The organism is Lapillicoccus jejuensis, from assembly GCF_006715055.1.
GTDB classification, from domain to species: Bacteria; Actinomycetota; Actinomycetes; order Actinomycetales; family Dermatophilaceae; genus Lapillicoccus; species Lapillicoccus jejuensis.
This window is the reverse complement of sequence record NZ_VFMN01000001.1, coordinates 4,229,116-4,245,332: the sequence shown is the minus strand read 5'-3', so window position 1 is coordinate 4,245,332 and position 16,217 is coordinate 4,229,116. Positions and strand designations below refer to the sequence as shown.

Genomic DNA, 16,217 nt, shown 5'->3' with positions numbered 1-16,217 from the left:
TCCCAGGCTACGCCCGGGCGGTGCAGTCCGAGCAGGTCCCGACGATCTCGACCGTGTGCTCGGGGTCGGTGAACCCGTGCTCGGCGCTGACCGCGGCCGCCCAGCGCTCGACCGCCGGCCCCTCGACCTCGACGGTGCGCCCGCAGTGCCGGCACACGAGGTGGTGGTGGTGGCCGCGGCTGCACCGGCGGTAGACCGCCTCGCCGTCGTCGGTGCGCAGCACGTCGACGGCGCCGTCGGCCGCGAGGTTCTGCAGGGTCCGGTAGACCGTCGCCAGGCCCACGGTGCTGCCGTCGGCGCGCAGCCGCGCGTGCAGGTCCTGGGCCGAGGTGAACTCGCCGCCGCCGGCGAGGGCGTCGGCGACGAGGGCCTGCTGGCGGGTCGGTCGGCGGGGCGTGGTCGTCATCGGGACACCTCCTGCTCGGGGCGGCGGTCCGGGTCGGGCCGCCGGTCCCCGTGCTCGTCGTAGTGGCCCTCGTGCGGGGCGTGCCGGTGGCCGTCGTGCAGGTAGTCGACGTGGTCGCCGTGGGCGACCGCCGGGTGCCCGCAGTCGAGGCCGTGCTCGTGCGCGTGCCGGGACGCCGCCCGGTGGTGGCGCCCGCGCGCCCGGTGCACGACCGCGGCGCCGACGGCGACGACGAGGTAGGTCGCGATGGCGAGCAGGACGATCGTGCCGCCCGACGGGGTGTCGGCCTCGTAGGAGACGACGACGCCGCCGACCGCGCAGAGCAGGCCGATGAGCGAGGCCCAGCGCATCGCGCCGGCGAAGCTGCGGGCGAGCAGCTGGGCGGCGGCGTTGGGCACGATCATCAGCGCGCTGATGAGCAGCAGCCCGACGATCCGCATCGAGACGACGACGGTGACCGCGGTGAGGACGCCGAGCACGAGGTTGACGGCGAGGACCGGCATCCCGCTCGCCCGCGCGTACTCCTCGTCGTTGGCGACGGCGAACAGCCGCGGCCGCAGCGCCCAGGTGCCGACGAGGACGACGAGGCCGAGCACGGCGAAGACCCACAGGTCCTCGGGTCGCACCGTCGTGATGGCGCCGAAGAGGTAGGCCGTGAGGTTGGCCGGGGTGCCGCCGGGGGCCTTGCCGATGACGACGACGCCGAGGGCGATGCCGCCGTAGAAGATCAGCGCGAGGGCGACGTCGCCGCTGGTGCGGCCACCGGCCCGGATCAGCTCGACGACGACCGCCGCGACGACGGCGAGGACCAGCGCCGCCCAGACCGGGCTGGTGTTCGTCAGCAGGCCGACGGCGACGCCGGCGAGGGCCACGTGCCCCATCCCGTCGCCGATGAGCGAGAGGCGTCGCTGGACGAGGAAGATCCCGACGAGCGGGGCGACGAGGCCCACGAGCACGGCCGCCAGCAGGGCCCGCTGCATGAAGTCGTAGGCGAGCAGGTCAAGCACGGCGGGCCTCCCGGCGCGGGGCGCGGTCGAGCGGGCCCGACGGGACGACGGCGCGGCCCGCGGGCGGGCCGTGGTGCTCGTCCTCGCCGTCGTGGTGGTGGCTGTGGTGCTCGTGCAGGACGGCGCCGGGGTCGCGGTGGAACTCGGCCGCCGGCCCCTGCCAGGTCACCCGGCCGAGGTCGACGACGACGACGTGGGTGACGACGTCGCGGAACGCCTCGAGCTCGTGGGTGACGAGCAGCATGGTCGTCCCGCCGGCGGCGAGGCGGTCCAGCACGTCGGCGAGGACGTGCTGGTTGGCGGCGTCGACCCCGGCCGTGGGCTCGTCCATGAGCAGGACGTCGGGCTCGGAGGCCAGGGCGCGCGCGATGAGCACGCGCCGCTGCTGCCCACCGGAGAGGGTCGAGACGTCGGCCGCCCACCGGTCGGCCAGCCCGACCGTGTCCAGGGCCCGGTCGACGACCTGCTTGTCGGTGCGCGAGAGCCGGGCGAGCAGGCCCTGGTGCCCCAGCCGGCCGGTGGCGACGATCTCGCGCACGGTGGCCCGCACCGAGGCGGACAGGGTGTGCCGCTGGGGCACGTAGCCGACCCGGGTGTGCTGGCGGAACTCCCGGCGCGGCACCCCGAACAGCTCGACGTCGCCGCCGAGGTGGTCGGTCAGCCCGAGGACCCCGCGGACGATGGTCGACTTGCCCGAGCCGTTGGGCCCGAGCACGGCGACGACCTCGCCGGGGGAGACGGTGAGGTCGACGTGCGCGACGACGGGGCGGTCGCCGTACCCGAAGGCGGCGTCCCGCAGCCGCAGGACGGGAGCGGGGTCCGTCGGGCTCACGAGCAGCTCTGGCCCGCGCGCAGCGCGGTGAGGTTCGAGCGCATGACCTCAAGGTAGTCCGACCCCTTCGAGGCGGAGGTCAGCCCCTCCAGCGGGTCCAGGGTCGCGACGGTCGCGCCGGTGGAGCGGGCGACGGTGTCGGCGAACTTCGGCTCGACGAGGGTCTCGGCGTAGATCGTCGTCACCTCGTTGGCCCGGACGAAGTCGGCGACCCGGGCGAGGTCCTGCGCCGACGGCTCGACCTCGGGGTCGAGGCCGGTGATCGGCACCTGCGTGAAGCCGTACCGCTGGGACAGGTAGCCGAAGGCGGCGTGGCTGGTGACGAGCTGTCGCCGCTCGCAGGTCCTCGTGCCCTCGCGGAAGGCGGTGTCGAGGGCGCTCAGCTTCGCGACGAAGGCGCTCGTCGCGCTCCCGTACGACGCCGCGTGCGCCGGGTCGAGCTCGGCGAGCCGCGCCCCGAGGGCCTTCGCGACGGCGGCGTACCGCTGCGGGTCGAGCCAGAAGTGCGGGTCCTTGGCCCCCGCGGCGGGGGCCTCGCCGTCCTCGGCGGGCGCGGCCAGGGTGAGGTCGGCGGTCGGGGCCACGTCGAACGCGTGGCCCTGGCCCTCCTGGGCGACGGCCTCGTCGACGGCCGGCTGGAAGCTCTTCTCGTAGACGACGAGCGAGGCGGTCGAGACCGACGCGACGTCCTGCGGGGTCAGCTCGACGTCGTGCGGCTCGGCCCCGGGCTTGGTGAGGCTGGTGACGGTGACGTGCTCGCCGCCGATCTGCTGGACGGCGTACTGGAGCGGGTAGAACGAGGCAACGACGGCCAGCCTCCCGTCCGCCCTCGCGGCGGCGGAGGACGACGACCCGGTGCCCGAGCAGGCGGACAGGGCCGTCGTCGCGGCGAGGCCGAGGCCGAGGAGCAGGGCGGGGGCGGTCAGGCGGCGGGACATGCCGCCATCGTGCCGAGAATGAGAATGATTGTCAAAACGCGCCCGGCTCAGCCGCGCGGGACCGCCTGCACGACGGTCATGGCCACGACGACCCCGAGCACGGCCAGCCGCATCAGCCGCTCCGGGGGGCGGCACTGCGGCCAGGTCACCCAGACCAGGCCGGCGACGAAGAGGGCCACGAGCGCCGTGGCCACCCACCCGACGTGGGGGACGACGACGCCGACGACGAGCAGGACCAGGACGAGCGCCCCGAGGGCGAGCCGGGGCACCCGGTTGAGCCGCTCCAGCCACGGGTGCACGGCGTGCTCCACCCGCGAGCGCAGCGGCAGCGCGGGAGGGCCGCTCGGACCGTCCGTGGGGGGCGGGCTGGTGGGGTGACTCACGGGGTGAAGGGTAGCCAGCCGGTTGCCGGGGGCCCGTCGACGGCCCGCAAACCGGTGCGGGGAGGGGGTCGCACTGCGGATAGCCTTGCCCGCATGGCCAAGGAGACCAGCATCGTCGACACCGTCGTCAGCCTCTGCAAGCGCAGGGGCTTCGTCTTCCCGTCGGGGGAGATCTACGGCGGCACGCGGTCGGCCTGGGACTACGGCCCGCTCGGCGTCGAGCTCAAGGACAACATCAAGCGCCAGTGGTGGCGCTCGATGGTCCAGCAGCGCGACGACGTCGTCGGCCTGGACTCCTCGATCATCCTGCCGCGCGAGACGTGGGTGGCCTCGGGCCACGTCGCGACCTTCTCCGACCCGCTCGTCGAGTGCCTCTCCTGCCACAAGCGCTACCGCGGCGACCACCTGCAGGAGGCCGAGGCCGAGAAGCGCGCCAAGAAGGGCGACGCCGTCGACCCCGACGACATCCCGCTCACCGAGATCGTCTGCACCAACTGCGGCACCCGCGGCCGGTGGACCGAGCCGCGTCAGTTCTCCGGCCTGCTCAAGACCTTCCTCGGCGTCGTCGAGGACGAGTCCGGCCTGCACTACCTGCGCCCGGAGACCGCGCAGGGCATCTTCCTCAACTTCCTCAACGTCCAGCAGAGCGCCCGGATGAAGCCGCCGTTCGGCATCGCCCAGATCGGCAAGTCGTTCCGCAACGAGATCACCCCGGGCAACTTCATCTTCCGCACCCGCGAGTTCGAGCAGATGGAGATGGAGTTCTTCGTCAAGCCCGGCGAGGACGAGGCCTGGCACCAGACCTGGATCGACACGCGCACCCAGTGGTACGTCGACCTCGGCATCAAGGCCGACAACCTGCGCCACTTCGAGCACCCGAAGGAGAAGCTGTCGCACTACTCGAAGCGCACCGTCGACATCGAGTACCGCTTCCGCTTCGCCGGCTCCGAGTGGGGCGAGCTCGAGGGCATCGCCAACCGCACCGACTTCGACCTGCGCACCCACAGCGAGCACTCCGGCACCGACCTGTCGTACTTCGACCAGGCCTCGGGGGAGCGCTACACGCCCTACGTCATCGAGCCGGCGGCGGGCCTCTCGCGCTCGCTCATGACCTTCCTCGTCGACGCCTACGCCGAGGACGAGGCCCCCGACACCAAGGGCGGGGTGCGCAAGCGCGTCGTCCTGCGCCTCGACCCGCGCCTCGCGCCGGTCAAGGCGGCCATCCTCCCGCTGAGCCGCAACGCCGACCTCTCGCCCAAGGCCCGCGACCTCGCGACCGCGTTGCGCCGGAACTGGAACGTCGAGTTCGACGACGCCGGCTCGATCGGCAAGCGCTACAGCCGCCACGACGAGATCGGCACGCCGTACTGCCTCACCGTCGACTTCGACACCCTCGAGGACCAGGCCGTCACGGTGCGTTCCCGCGACACCATGTCCCAGGAGAGGGTCGGGCTCGACCAGGTCGAGGGCTGGCTCGCCCAGCGCCTGCCCGGCTGCTGACCGCGACCCCCGGGTCGGTCACCACGCGCCACCCATGACAGACCTCACCCCGGGGTCGTGACGAGCGACCGACGCCCGCCGCGACCCCGGGGACGAGGGTGGAGCCATGACCTCCACCAGCACCCGCCAGGGCGCCCCCGCCATCGAGCTGCGCGGCCTGCGCAAGGACTTCGGCCCCGTGCACGCCGTCCGCGGTCTCGACCTCACGGTCGAGCAGGGTGAGATCGTCGCCTTCCTCGGCCCCAACGGCGCCGGCAAGACGACGACCGTCGACATGGTCCTCGGCCTGTCCACCCCGACCGCCGGCTCTGTGCGCGTCCTCGGCCGCGAGCCGCGCGACGCCGTCGCGCACGGCCTCGTCGCCGCCGTCATGCAGACCGCCGGCCTGCTCAAGGACCTCACCGTCCGCGAGACCCTCGAGCTGACCGGCTCGCTCTTCACCCACACGAGCAGCGTCGACGCCGTCATGCGCCGCGCCGGCATCACCGAGATCGCCGGCCGCCGGGTCGACAAGTGCTCGGGCGGGCAGCAGCAGCGGCTGCGCTTCGCCATGGCGCTGCTCAGCGACCCCGAGCTGCTCGTCCTCGACGAGCCGACGACGGGCATGGACGTCGAGGGCCGGCGCGACTTCTGGTCGGCCATCCGCCAGGACGCCGGCCGCGGCCGCACCATCCTCTTCGCCACGCACTACCTCGAGGAGGCCGACGCCTACGCCGACCGGATCGTCCTCGTGCGCAAGGGCGTCGTCGTCGCCGACGGGACCGCCGCGCAGATCAAGGCGATGGCCGCCGGCCGCACCGTCCGGGCCACCCTGCCCGGCGCGAGCGAGGCGATGCTCACCGACCTGCCGGGCGCCGACGGCATCGAGATCCGCGGCGACAGCGTCCTCGTGCACAGCACCGACACCGACGCCGTGGCCCGCTGGCTGCTCACCCGCACCGACGCCCGTGACCTCGAGATCGCCGCCCGCGGCATCGAGGACGCGTTCATCGCGCTCACCTCCGACCACCAGGACGACGCCGCCGGCCCCGCCGCCGACGCCCGCGTCCCCCAGACCACCGGGAGCCCCGCATGACCACCGCCACCCCCTCCACGAGCGGCACCCTCGCCGTCGCGCCGGCGCGCGCCGTCCCCCGCCTCGGCGGGCTCAACGGCACGCTGCTGCGCATCGAGCTGCGCCGGGTGCTGCGCAACCGCCGCCAGGTCGTCTTCACGATCGTCATGCCGGTCGTGTTCTACCTGCTCTTCGGCAAGGGCCAGGACTACAGCAACCAGACCGCCGGCCACGGCAACGTCACCGCCTACGTGATGATCTCGATGGCCGTCTACGGCGCGATGATCGCCACCGCCGGGGCCGGAGCGGCCGTCGCCACCGAGCGGGCCCAGGGCTGGAGCCGGCAGCTGCGCCTGACCCCGCTCACCCCGGCGGCGTACGTCGTCGCCAAGATCCTCGTCGCGATGGTCACCGGCGCGGTCGCCACCGCCGTGGTCTTCGCGACGGGACTGGCCACCGGGGCGCACGTCGACTCGGTCGGGATCATCGTGGCCACGGCGCTGCTGTCCTGGGCCGGCTCGCTCGTCTTCGCCGCCTTCGGCCTGTTCATCGGCTACCTCGTCCCGAGCGAGAACGTCATGCAGTTCATCGGCCCCGGCCTGGCGCTGCTGTCCTTCCTCGGCGGCCTGTTCGTGCCGCTGCAGAGCGGGTCGACCTTCGAGGTCATCGCCCGCTTCACCCCGCTCTACGGCATCGCCAAGGTCGCCCGGGCGCCGCTGACCGGCGACCCGGTCCAGTGGTGGTGGCTGCTCAACATCGCGGTGTGGCTGCTCGTCTTCGCCGGCGGCGCCGCCTGGCGGATGCGCCGCGACACGGCCCGCGTCTGAGCCGGCGGCTAAGGTCACCCGCGTGAGCAGCACGGACGACGACGGACGGCTCTGGTGGGCGGCACGCGCCCGCCGGCGCCGCACCGCCCAGCTGAGCCCCGACGAGCGCTTCGGGCGGCGGTTCAACGCGTGGGCCCTCTTCGGGGCCGGGGTGTGGACGGTGTTCCTCGTCCCCGTCGGCGGCGACGCCCTGCGGTACGGCGCCCTGCGCGCGACCGCCGGGATCGCCGGCCTCCTGGTCTTCGTGGCGACGTACCTCAGCCTGTTCCTCCTGCGTCGGCACCACGCCTCGCAGACGAGGCGGCAGGGACGCGTGACGGCGAGCGCCGTCGGGTTCTACCTGCTGCTCATGGCCCTCGCGACGGGCGTGCTCCTCCTCGTCCCGCCGAGCGGGACCGCCTGCTACGTCTACGTCGCGGTCGCGGGGATCTTCCTCTTCCCGATGTGGGTGGGAGCCGGCCAGGCCGTCGCCCTGGCGGCGGGCACCGAGCTGCTCGTGCGCACCGTCCCCGGGTGGAGCGCCTCCGACGGCATCGGGCTGTCGGTCTTCCTCGCCTCGTTCGCGGTGTGGGGCATCGCGCAGGCGATGGGTCGCAGCATGGACCTCGTGGCCGCCAAGGACGAGAACGCCCAGCTCCTCGTCGGTCAGGAGCGGGCCCGGATGGCGCGCGACCTGCACGACATCCTCGGTCACTCGCTCACCGTCATCACGGTCAAGGCCGAGCTCGCGGGGCGGCTGCTCGAGGGCGGCAGCCCCGAGGGCGTCGCCCGGGCCCGCCGCGAGCTCGCCGACCTCGAGCGGCTCTCGCGCGACGCGCTCGCCGACACCCGCCGCACCGTCGAGGGCTACCGCGACCTCAGCCTCCCGGGCGAGATCACCCGAGCCCGGGCGGCGCTCGAGGCCGCCGAGATCGAGGCGCACCTGCCCGGCAGCACCGACGAGGTGCCGACGGAGTGGCGCGAGCTGTTCGCGTGGACCGTCCGCGAGGGCGTGACCAACGTCGTCCGGCACAGCGCCGCCCGGACGTGCACCGTCACCGTGGCCCCGGACCGGGTGAGCATCGCCGACGACGGTCGCGGTTGCGCCGGTGCGGCCGCCGACGGGGGGAACGGCCTGGTCGGCCTGCGCGAGCGGGCCGCCGCCGCCGGCGCCCGGGTCGTCGTCCACTCGCCCACCGACGGCGGCTACGTCCTCGTCGTCCAGGTGCCGGGGGCGGGGGAGCGGGCCGAGCAGGGCGTCGCGGCCGGGCGCCCCGCCCGGTCGGGCTCGGCCCCCGGCCCGAGGGCGGCCACGTCGTGAGCATCCGCCTGCTGCTCGCCGACGACCAGGCCCTCGTCCGCGGCGCCCTCGCCACCCTGCTCGACCTCGAGAACGACCTCGAGGTCGTCGCCGAGGTGGGCCGCGGCGACGAGGTCGTCGAGGCCGCCCGGCGGACCACCCCGGACGTCGCCCTGCTCGACGTCGAGATGCCGGGGATGGACGGCATCGAGGCCACCCGGGCCCTGCGCACCGCCGCGCCCGGCGTCAAGGTGCTCATCGTCACGACCTTCGGCCGTCCGGGCTTCCTGCGCCGGGCGCTGCAGGCGGGGGCCAGCGGGTTCGTCGTCAAGGACACCCCGGCCCGGCAGCTGGCGGACGCCGTCCGCCGGGTGCACTCGGGGCTGCGGGTCGTCGACCCGGCCCTGGCCGCCGACAGCCTCACCGTCGGCGAGTCGCCGCTCACCGTCCGCGAGAGCGAGGTGCTGCGCGCGGCCCGCGACGGCGGCAGCGTCGCCGACATCGCCCGCGGCGTGTTCCTCTCCGAGGGCACGGTGCGCAACCACCTGTCCGCGGCGATCGGCAAGACCTCGGCGCGCAACCGCGCGGACGCCGTGCGGATCGCCGACGAGAACGGCTGGCTCTGACCCGGTGACCGACCCGTCCGCCGGCCGCCCGCGCCCGCGGGTGGTGCTCGTGCACGGCAGCCGGCTCTCGCACACCCAGTGGTCCCCGCAGGTGCGGCTGCTCGAGGACGCCGACCTCGACCTCGTGCTGCCCGACCTGCCCGGGCACGGGGCCCGCGTCGCGGAGCCGTTCACCCTGCGTCGCGCCGTCGGCGCGATCGCCGAGGCGGTCGAGCGCGGCGACCCGGCCGCCCCCGTCGTGCTCGTGGGGCACTCGCTCGGGGGCTACGCCGCGATGGCGTACGCCGCCGCCTTCCCCCGCCGCCTCGACGGCCTCCTCCTGCTCGGCAGCGCCGCCGTCCCCGTCGGGCCGGGCGCGGCGGCGTACCGGCTCGTCGCCCGGGTGACCGACGCGGTGGGGGCCCGGCGGATGACCCGGGTCAACGACCGCGTGCTGCGGCGCCTGTACGGCGACGTCGTCGAGGAGGCCATCGCCGGCGGCTACTACTTCACGGTGACCGGCGACGCGTGGCTCGAGGTGATGGCCCGCTGCCGGCCGCACCAGCTGCGCGAGGTGACCTGCCCCGTCGTCGTCGCCGGCGGGCGCTGGGACCAGCTCGGGGTCGACGCCCACCGGTTCGCGCGCGCCGCCCGCGACGGGCGCGTCGTGCGGATCCCCGGCGCAGGCCACGCCGTCGGCTTCGACCAGCCGCAGGCCCTCGCCGACCTCGTCCGCGAGGTCGCGGAGGCATCGGTCCGCGGCCGGGATGAGACGATGGGCGCGCCATGACCACCACCGTCCTCGACGCCCCCGTCCGCGAGCCGCTGCGCATCGGCCGCCACGTCGTCGGCTCGCCCGTCGTCCTCGCACCGATGGCCGGCATCACCAACCGCGCCTTCCGCCGGCTGTGCCGCGAGCACGGCCGCGACAGCCTCTACGTGTCGGAGATGATCACGACGCGCGCGCTCGTCGAGCGCAACGAGGAGACGATGCGGCTCATCGAGACCGGCCCCGAGGAGGTGCCGCGCTCGATCCAGCTCTACTCGGTCGACCCGGCCACCGCCCGCGCCGCCGCGCGGATCCTCGTCGCCGAGGACCGCGCCGACCACATCGACCTCAACTTCGGCTGCCCCGTCCCCAAGGTCACCCGCAAGGGCGGCGGGTCGGCGCTGCCGTGGAAGCGCGAGCTGTTCCGGTCCATCGTCGGCGCCGTCGTCGAGGAGGGCGCCCGCGGCGACGTCCCCGTCACGGTGAAGATGCGGATCGGCATCGACGACACCCACGAGACCTACCTCGAGGCCGGCCTCGCCGCCGAGGCCGAGGGCGTCGCCGCCGTCGCGCTGCACGGCCGGACCGCCGCCCAGGCCTACTCCGGCCACGCCGACTGGTCCGCGATCCGCCGGCTCAAGGAGACGGTGACGAGCATCCCCGTCCTCGGCAACGGCGACGTCTGGTCCGCCGAGGACGCGCTGCGGATGGTCGCCGAGACCGGCTGCGACGGGGTCGTCGTCGGCCGCGGCTGCCTCGGGCGGCCGTGGCTGTTCGCCGACCTCGCCGCCGCGTTCGCCGGCTCCGGCGCGCGGGTCACCCCGACCCTCGGCGAGGTCGCCGACACCCTGCGCCGGCACGCGGAGTTCCTCACCGAGTTCTACGACGACGAGGGCCGCGCCTGCCGCGACATCCGCAAGCACGTCGCGTGGTACCTCAAGGGCTTCCCGGCCGGGTCGAGCCTGCGCAACGGCCTCGCCCTCGTCGACACCCTCGCCGACCTCGACGCGCTGCTGTCCGTCCTCGATCGCGACCAGCCCTGGCCGGGCGACCCGGCGGAGGGGCCGCGCGGGCGGGCCGGCTCGCCGCGCCGGGTGGCGCTGCCCGACGGCTGGCTCGACAGCCGCGAGCTGAGCGCGGCGCAGCGCGAGGTCGTCGCCCAGGCCGAGCTGTCGGTCTCCGGCGGCTGAGCGGCTCCGTACGGCATGGGCAGCCGGGTGGGCGGGACGCCGGAGCGACCGGCGGTCTTCTTCGACGGACCCGAGGACTTCCGGGCCTGGCTCGAGGAGCACCACGCCACCGCCACCGAGCTGTGGATGGGGCTGAGCAAGCGGCACGTCGAGCCCCGTGGGCTGACCTGGGACGAGGCGGTGCCGGAGGCGCTGTGCTACGGCTGGATCGACTCGAGGGCCGAGGGGATCGACGAGGACTCCCGCCGGCAGCGGTGGACACCGCGCAAGAGCAGCAGCACGTGGTCGCGGGTCAACGTCGCCCACGTCGAGCGGCTGACCGCCGAGGGACGGATGCGACCCGCCGGGCTCGCCGCGTTCGCGCGGCGCCGCGAGGACCGCACCGGGACCTACAGCTTCGAGCGGGAGGGCCTCGAGCTGCCGCCCGCCTACGCGCAGCAGCTCGCCGCCGACCCCGCCGCCACCGCGTTCTGGGACGCGGCGACGGCCGGCTACCGGAAGATCGCCACGGCCTGGGTGACCGGCGCCCGGCAGCCGACCACCAACGACAAGCGGATGGGCCAGCTCGTCGCCGACTGCGCGGCCGGGCGGCTCATCCCGAGCCAGCGCTACGGGACGACGCCCGCCTGGCTCGCTCGCGCGGCGGCGGCTGCGGCGCAGGCCGCGTCGGGCGAGACTGGGGGATGACGCCGAGACCGCTCGCCGCCGCCCTCACCCTCCTGCTCGCCGCCGCCCTGTCCGCGTGCACCTCGGCGCCGCCGGTGCCCACCTCGCCGTCGGCGCCCGCCGCGCCGGCGGACGGTGTGCCGCGGCTGGCCGTGGAGGAGGTGGTCGGTGGGCTCGAGCACGGCTGGGACGTCGGCTTCCTCCCCGACGGCCGCGCGCTGGTCACCCAGCGCCCGGGGCGGATCACCCTCGTCTCCGGCCTGCGCGCCGGGGCCACGGCGAGCGACGTCCGCGCCGACCTCGGCGACCTGTTCGTGCGGTCCGAGGGCGGGCTGATGGGGCTCGTCGTGCACCCCGACTTCGCCACCAGCCGCGCCTTCACGACCTGCCAGACCCACGCCGAGGGCGGGCAGCCGGTCGACGTCCGGCTCGTCACCTGGCGGCTCGCCGACGACGGGGCGTCGGCGACCCGCACCCGCGACCTGCTGACCGGGCTGCCGATCTCGACCGGGCGGCACTCCGGCTGCCGGCCGACGCTGATGCCGGACGGCTCGCTCGTCGTCGGCACCGGCGACACCGCGCAGGGGTCGCTGCCGCAGGACCTCACCAGCCTGGGCGGCAAGACGCTGCGGCTCGACCTGAGGACCGGCGCGCCGTGGCCGACCAACCCGTACGCCGCCGCGGCGGACCCCCGCCAGCGCTACGTCACCTCCTCCGGCCACCGCAACATCCAGGGCGTCGCCGTCCGGGCGGGCGCCGACGGCGCCGCCGAGGTGTGGACGGCCGAGCACGGCCCCAGCCAGGACGACGAGGTCAACCGGATCCGCCCCGGCGGCAACTACGGCTGGGACCCGTCGCAGGGCGGGACCGTCGGCGGCTACGACGAGTCGGTGCCGATGACCGACACCGCGCGCTTCCCCGACGCCGTCCCGGCCGTGTGGACGACGGGCGCGACGACCCAGGCCGTGTGCGGGCTCGCCTTCCTCACCGGGCCGCAGTGGGGTCCGTACGACGGCGCGCTCGCCGTCACCGCGCTCAAGGGCGCCAAGCTCGTCCTGCTGCGGCTCACCGCGGACGGGGCGCTGCAGGACGTCACCGTGCCGAGCGAGACCGACGGGCCGTACGGGCGGCTGCGGGCGGCCCGCACCGGACCGGACGGCGCCCTCTACGTCACGACGAGCAACGGCGAGGGGGACCGCCTGCTGCGCGTCGCCCCCGTAGGGTGACGCCCGTGGCCTGGTTCTCGCGCAAGGACAAGCGGTCCGGCCCCGCCGCCGCGGGCGTCCCGGACGACGGGCCGGCGAACGGTCCCGACGGATCGGACGACGCCCCGGAGTACGACCCCGAGGTCCCGCTGCGGGTGCGGATCCGCGACGTCGGGGACGCCGAGCGCGCCCGCGTCGAGGCCGGGCTGGCCGCCCTCGCCGACCTCGGGGTCGACGTCGACGACGTGACCTCGCTCGGGGCCGGTCTGGACCGGGCGACGCAGGAGTGGCAGGCGACCCCGGCCCGCAAGCGCGGTGACGAGGACGCGGCCCGCGAACCGTGGGTGGTCGGCGTCGGCGAGCACCTCGTGCGGCACAGCGACCTGGAGTGGGCGCTCGTGCGCGACGCCTTCGGCACCGACCTCGCCGTGGCCCAGCAGCGCGACGACTTCGCCGTCGTCCCCGCCAACCTCGTCGGGGCGCGGTGGATGGCGGGCGAGACCGGCTGGCTGCCGGGCGTCGTCGCGCACCTGCTGCGGGTGCGCGAGTCCCGCCGCCCGGACTGAGCACCGGCCCGACACCGGCCCGACACCGGCCCGACACCGGCTCGACACCGGCTCGACACCGCGGGGCCGGCGTCGGTGGGGCGCCGTACGGTAGGGACGTGAGCGAGGTCGAGCAGGGCGGGAGCACGGGCGAGCGCCCGGGCTACACCGCGCGCGACCGCGAGCGGTGGGTGCCCGAGGACCGCTCGCGTCAGCGCGCCGACCGGGACGACTTCGCCCGCGACCGCGGCCGGCTCGTGCACTCCGCGTCGCTGCGACGGCTGTCCGCCAAGACCCAGGTGGTCCAGCCGGGCAGCAGCGACTTCGTCCGCACGCGCCTGACGCACAGCCTCGAGGTGGCCCAGATCGGGCGCGAGTTCGGGCAGTGGCTCGGGTGCGACGCCGACGTCGTCGACACGGCGTGCCTGGCCCACGACCTCGGTCACCCGCCCTTCGGGCACAACGGCGAGCAGGCCCTCGACGCGGTCGCCCGCGACGTCGGGGGGTTCGAGGGCAACGCGCAGACGCTGCGCGTCCTCACCCGGCTCGAGGCCAAGCGGTCCCACCCCGACGGCCGCTCCGCCGGGCTCAACCTCACCCGCGCCAGCCTCGACGCGGCGACGAAGTACCCGTGGCGCCGCGAGCAGGCCACTGCGGCCCTGGGCGTCGGCGGCAGCGGCAAGTTCGGGGTGTACGACGACGACCTGCCGGTCTACCGGTGGTTCCGCGCCGGGGTCCCGGACGGGGCCCGGTGCCTCGAGGCCGAGGTCATGGACTGGTCCGACGACGTCGCCTACTCCGTCCACGACGTCGAGGACGCCATCGCCTCGGGCCGGCTCGACCCGCGGGTCCTGCACTCGGCGCGCGACATGGCGCCGGTCCTCGTCCTCGCCCGCGACCTCTACGCGCCCGGGTTAGAGCTGGAGCAGCTCGAGGAGGCGCGCGCCCGGCTCGTCGCGACCGGGGTCGTGCCGACCGCGTTCACCGGCAGCCGGGCCGACCTCGCCGCCCTCAAGCACCTGACGAGCAAGCTCGTCGGGCGGTTCGTCGTGGGGGCGCTGCGTCCCACGCGGGCCAAGCACGGCGAGGGCCCGCTCACCCGCTACGCCGCCGACCTCGTCGTGCCCGACGAGGTGCGCGCCGAGTGCTCGGTCCTCAAGGCGGTCGCCGCGCACTGGGTGATGTACGCCGACGAGCGGCTGGCGGTGATGGCCGAGCAGCGCGACACGGTGGTCGCCCTCGTCGAGGCCTACCGGGCCGACCCGACCCGGCTCGACCCCGACCTGCGGGCGGACCACGACGCGGCCGCCGACGACGCGGGGCGGCTGCGGGTCGTCGTCGACCAGGTCGCCTCGCTCACCGACCGCAGCGCGACCGAGCTCGCGCGCGCCTGGGCGGGCTGACGTGACGGCCGAGCACGTGGTCGGCCGGGTGCTGCGCGCCGCGGCCGACGGCCGGTTCCCGCTCGACGACGGCGGCTGGGAACGCGTCCCGCCCTGGCGGCCCGGCGTCGAGGGGGTCGTCGCGCTCACCGGCCACGCGTACCTCGCCGTCGGCGACGACGTCCCCGCCGCCCGGCTCGCGACGCTGGGCGCCGACGGCATCGGCGGCGCCCACGACCCACGCCTCGTCGCCGCCCTCGCCGGGACGGGACAGGTCGACTGCCTCGACGCGGTCCTCGCCGCCGGCGGCCGCGGAGGCCCGAGCGGCCTCGTGCCCCGGCCCGACCTCGACGACCACCCGCGGGTGGCGCACGCGCGCCGCTTCCGCACCGACGTGACGGCGTACGGTGTCCCGCCCGATGCGGGCCCGGGCGGCGACGTCCACGCGGTGGTGAGCCTCGGCCGCGGGATCGGCGGGCTCTGGGAGCTCGGTCTCGAGGTCGACGCCGGAGGCCGCCGACCCGGTCACGCGGTCTGGTTGGCGAGCCAGGTGCGCCGGCTGGTCCCGGTGGGGGAGCCGGTCCTGGCCAGCACCGCCCCGGGCAACACCCGGGCGCTCAAGGTCTTCCTCGCCGCCGGGTTCGTGCCCGTCGCGTCCGTGCAGGTGTGGCGCCCGCAGCGGTGAGTCAGACCAGCGCGCGGACCTGCCGGGCCAGCTCGACGGTGGCCTCGATCTCGGCGCGGCGGACGGAGACGCTCTCGACGTTGAAGCCGACCGGCTGGCCGACCCGGGCGCAGTAGGTCGCGAGGGCCTGCGCCGTCTCCAGGCAGTGGTCGAACGACTCGGCCAGGGGGTCGTCGCTGCGGGAGAGGGCGTTCTCGACCCACGGCGGCACCCGGACGCCGAGCCACTGCAGGAAGGCCAGCGTCCGCAGCGACCCGCACAGCGAGAGCGTGAAGACCAGCGGCCGCGGGGCCAGGCCGCGTTCCTCGCAGGCGACGACGTAGTCGGAGACGAGGCTCTTCGAGCCGTCGGTGTCGTAGACGACCTGGGAGACGAAGAAGTCGACGCCCCGCTCCTGCTTGCGCAGCATCCGCTCGTGCTCGGTCCGCGACTGGCGGTGCCGCTCGGGGATGGTCACGGCGCCGAGCGGCACCCCGGGCGCCGCCTCCCGGCGCAGCGCGTAGGCCTCGCGCAGCGTCGTGCGGACCGCCTTGTCGCCGCTCGACGGGCCGACGAAGACGCTCGCCGTGCGGGTCGGGTCGGTCCCCTCGAGCCACCCGCCGAGCTCGTCCTCGGCGTACTTGCCGACGCACCGGTAGACGACCAGCGGCTTGTCCCAGGCGGTGAGGTGCTCGGCGGCGAACCGGGCCGGGTCCATCGTCGGCGCGTAGGGGAACGGGCGCTCGTCGGGGTTGCGGTCGGCCTCGTCGTCGAGGTCGTAGAGCACGAGGCCGTCGACGTCGAGCGGGGCCAGCCGGGCCAAGGTGGCCGCGGCCACCTCGGCGGCGCGGTCGGCGCCCGCCTCCTGCCGTGGCGGGGTGAGCCCGAAGAGCAGCATCCCGCCCTCACCGGCCGCGACGAGGTCCGGGAACGACGGGCGGGGTGGGGCGCTCACGCGCCCCACC

Annotated in this window: 18 protein-coding genes; 12 read left to right on the top strand and 6 right to left on the bottom strand. The window is 75.4% G+C overall.

Going from position 1 to position 16,217, the window contains the following annotated elements:
- Window positions 1-7: 7 nt before the first annotated feature.
- Genes FB458_RS19695 through FB458_RS19675 form a run of 5 tightly spaced genes read right to left on the bottom strand, consistent with a single transcriptional unit; the run spans window position 8 to window position 3,566 of the window.
- Window positions 8-406 (bottom strand): Fur family transcriptional regulator, encoded by a 399-nt coding sequence (locus tag FB458_RS19695; RefSeq protein ID WP_141849990.1) that lies wholly within the window; start codon window positions 404-406, stop codon window positions 8-10.
- The gene (locus FB458_RS19690) at window positions 403-1,413 is read right to left on the bottom strand and encodes a metal ABC transporter permease (RefSeq protein ID WP_141849989.1); all 1,011 of its coding nucleotides are present in this window, start codon (window positions 1,411-1,413) and stop codon (window positions 403-405) included. The genes FB458_RS19695 and FB458_RS19690 overlap by 4 nt, the downstream gene beginning before the upstream one ends.
- Entirely contained in the window at window positions 1,406-2,245 is an 840-nt protein-coding gene (locus FB458_RS19685) for a metal ABC transporter ATP-binding protein (protein ID WP_141849988.1), read from the bottom strand. The genes FB458_RS19690 and FB458_RS19685 overlap by 8 nt, the downstream gene beginning before the upstream one ends.
- On the bottom strand, window positions 2,242-3,183 hold the full coding sequence (locus tag FB458_RS19680; RefSeq protein WP_141849987.1) for a metal ABC transporter substrate-binding protein: 942 nt from the start codon (window positions 3,181-3,183) through the stop codon (window positions 2,242-2,244). Before FB458_RS19680 ends, FB458_RS19685 begins: the two co-directional genes overlap by 4 nt.
- Window positions 3,184-3,230: 47 nt before the next feature.
- Window positions 3,231-3,566 (bottom strand): DUF6703 family protein, encoded by a 336-nt coding sequence (locus FB458_RS19675; protein ID WP_141849986.1) that lies wholly within the window; start codon window positions 3,564-3,566, stop codon window positions 3,231-3,233.
- A gap of 93 nt (window positions 3,567-3,659) precedes the next feature.
- Between FB458_RS19675 and FB458_RS19670 the strand changes: the two genes are divergently transcribed.
- From FB458_RS19670 to FB458_RS19615, 12 genes are all read left to right on the top strand, one after another.
- Window positions 3,660-5,066: a glycine--tRNA ligase gene (locus FB458_RS19670; RefSeq protein ID WP_141849985.1), complete on the top strand. Its 1,407-nt coding sequence runs from the start codon at window positions 3,660-3,662 to the stop codon at window positions 5,064-5,066.
- A 106-nt stretch (window positions 5,067-5,172) separates the two neighbouring features.
- Window positions 5,173-6,141: an ABC transporter ATP-binding protein gene (locus tag FB458_RS19665; RefSeq protein WP_141849984.1), complete on the top strand. Its 969-nt coding sequence runs from the start codon at window positions 5,173-5,175 to the stop codon at window positions 6,139-6,141.
- Entirely contained in the window at window positions 6,138-6,947 is an 810-nt protein-coding gene (locus tag FB458_RS19660) for an ABC transporter permease (RefSeq protein WP_141849983.1), read from the top strand. The genes FB458_RS19665 and FB458_RS19660 overlap by 4 nt, the downstream gene beginning before the upstream one ends.
- A 22-nt stretch (window positions 6,948-6,969) precedes the next feature.
- The gene (locus FB458_RS19655) at window positions 6,970-8,247 is read left to right on the top strand and encodes a sensor histidine kinase (RefSeq protein WP_211356101.1); all 1,278 of its coding nucleotides are present in this window, start codon (window positions 6,970-6,972) and stop codon (window positions 8,245-8,247) included.
- A complete protein-coding gene (locus FB458_RS19650; protein WP_141849982.1) occupies window positions 8,244-8,852 on the top strand; it encodes a response regulator transcription factor in 609 nt (202 codons plus the stop codon). Before FB458_RS19655 ends, FB458_RS19650 begins: the two co-directional genes overlap by 4 nt.
- Before the next feature lie 4 nt (window positions 8,853-8,856).
- A complete protein-coding gene (locus tag FB458_RS19645; RefSeq protein ID WP_246061407.1) occupies window positions 8,857-9,621 on the top strand; it encodes an alpha/beta fold hydrolase in 765 nt (254 codons plus the stop codon).
- Complete coding sequence (dusB, locus tag FB458_RS19640) at window positions 9,618-10,790, top strand: tRNA dihydrouridine synthase DusB (RefSeq protein ID WP_141849981.1); 1,173 nt, start codon at window positions 9,618-9,620, stop codon at window positions 10,788-10,790. Before FB458_RS19645 ends, dusB begins: the two co-directional genes overlap by 4 nt.
- A 15-nt stretch (window positions 10,791-10,805) precedes the next feature.
- On the top strand, window positions 10,806-11,477 hold the full coding sequence (locus FB458_RS19635) for a YdeI/OmpD-associated family protein (RefSeq protein ID WP_141849980.1): 672 nt from the start codon (window positions 10,806-10,808) through the stop codon (window positions 11,475-11,477).
- Window positions 11,474-12,682, top strand: coding sequence for a PQQ-dependent sugar dehydrogenase (locus FB458_RS19630; RefSeq protein WP_141849979.1), 1,209 nt, complete (start codon window positions 11,474-11,476; stop codon window positions 12,680-12,682). The genes FB458_RS19635 and FB458_RS19630 overlap by 4 nt, the downstream gene beginning before the upstream one ends.
- A 5-nt stretch (window positions 12,683-12,687) precedes the next feature.
- On the top strand, window positions 12,688-13,227 hold the full coding sequence (locus tag FB458_RS19625) for a DUF3806 domain-containing protein (RefSeq protein ID WP_141849978.1): 540 nt from the start codon (window positions 12,688-12,690) through the stop codon (window positions 13,225-13,227).
- A 98-nt stretch (window positions 13,228-13,325) separates the two neighbouring features.
- A complete protein-coding gene (locus tag FB458_RS19620) occupies window positions 13,326-14,609 on the top strand; it encodes a deoxyguanosinetriphosphate triphosphohydrolase (RefSeq protein ID WP_141849977.1) in 1,284 nt (427 codons plus the stop codon).
- Between the two features lies 1 nt (window position 14,610).
- Entirely contained in the window at window positions 14,611-15,273 is a 663-nt protein-coding gene (locus tag FB458_RS19615) for an N-acetyltransferase (RefSeq protein ID WP_141849976.1), read from the top strand.
- 1 nt (window position 15,274) lies between these two features.
- Here FB458_RS19615 and FB458_RS19610 read toward each other — a convergent pair whose 3' ends face one another.
- Entirely contained in the window at window positions 15,275-16,207 is a 933-nt protein-coding gene (locus tag FB458_RS19610) for a 5,10-methylenetetrahydrofolate reductase (protein WP_246061405.1), read from the bottom strand.
- Window positions 16,208-16,217: the final 10 nt, after the last annotated feature.

What these genes read in the sequence shown, in the direction of transcription:
- FB458_RS19660 (WP_141849983.1), top strand. Translation starts at nt 6,138, where the DNA reads ATGACCACCGCCACCCCCTCCACGAGCGGCACCCTCGCCGTCGCGCCG.
- FB458_RS19670 (WP_141849985.1), top strand. Translation starts at nt 3,660, where the DNA reads ATGGCCAAGGAGACCAGCATCGTCGACACCGTCGTCAGCCTCTGCAAG.
- FB458_RS19695 (WP_141849990.1), bottom strand. Translation starts at nt 406, where the DNA reads ATGACGACCACGCCCCGCCGACCGACCCGCCAGCAGGCCCTCGTCGCC.
- FB458_RS19665 (WP_141849984.1), top strand. Translation starts at nt 5,173, where the DNA reads ATGACCTCCACCAGCACCCGCCAGGGCGCCCCCGCCATCGAGCTGCGC.
- FB458_RS19630 (WP_141849979.1), top strand. Translation starts at nt 11,474, where the DNA reads ATGACGCCGAGACCGCTCGCCGCCGCCCTCACCCTCCTGCTCGCCGCC.
- FB458_RS19680 (WP_141849987.1), bottom strand. Translation starts at nt 3,183, where the DNA reads ATGTCCCGCCGCCTGACCGCCCCCGCCCTGCTCCTCGGCCTCGGCCTC.
- FB458_RS19635 (WP_141849980.1), top strand. Translation starts at nt 10,806, where the DNA reads ATGGGCAGCCGGGTGGGCGGGACGCCGGAGCGACCGGCGGTCTTCTTC.
- dusB (WP_141849981.1), top strand. Translation starts at nt 9,618, where the DNA reads ATGACCACCACCGTCCTCGACGCCCCCGTCCGCGAGCCGCTGCGCATC.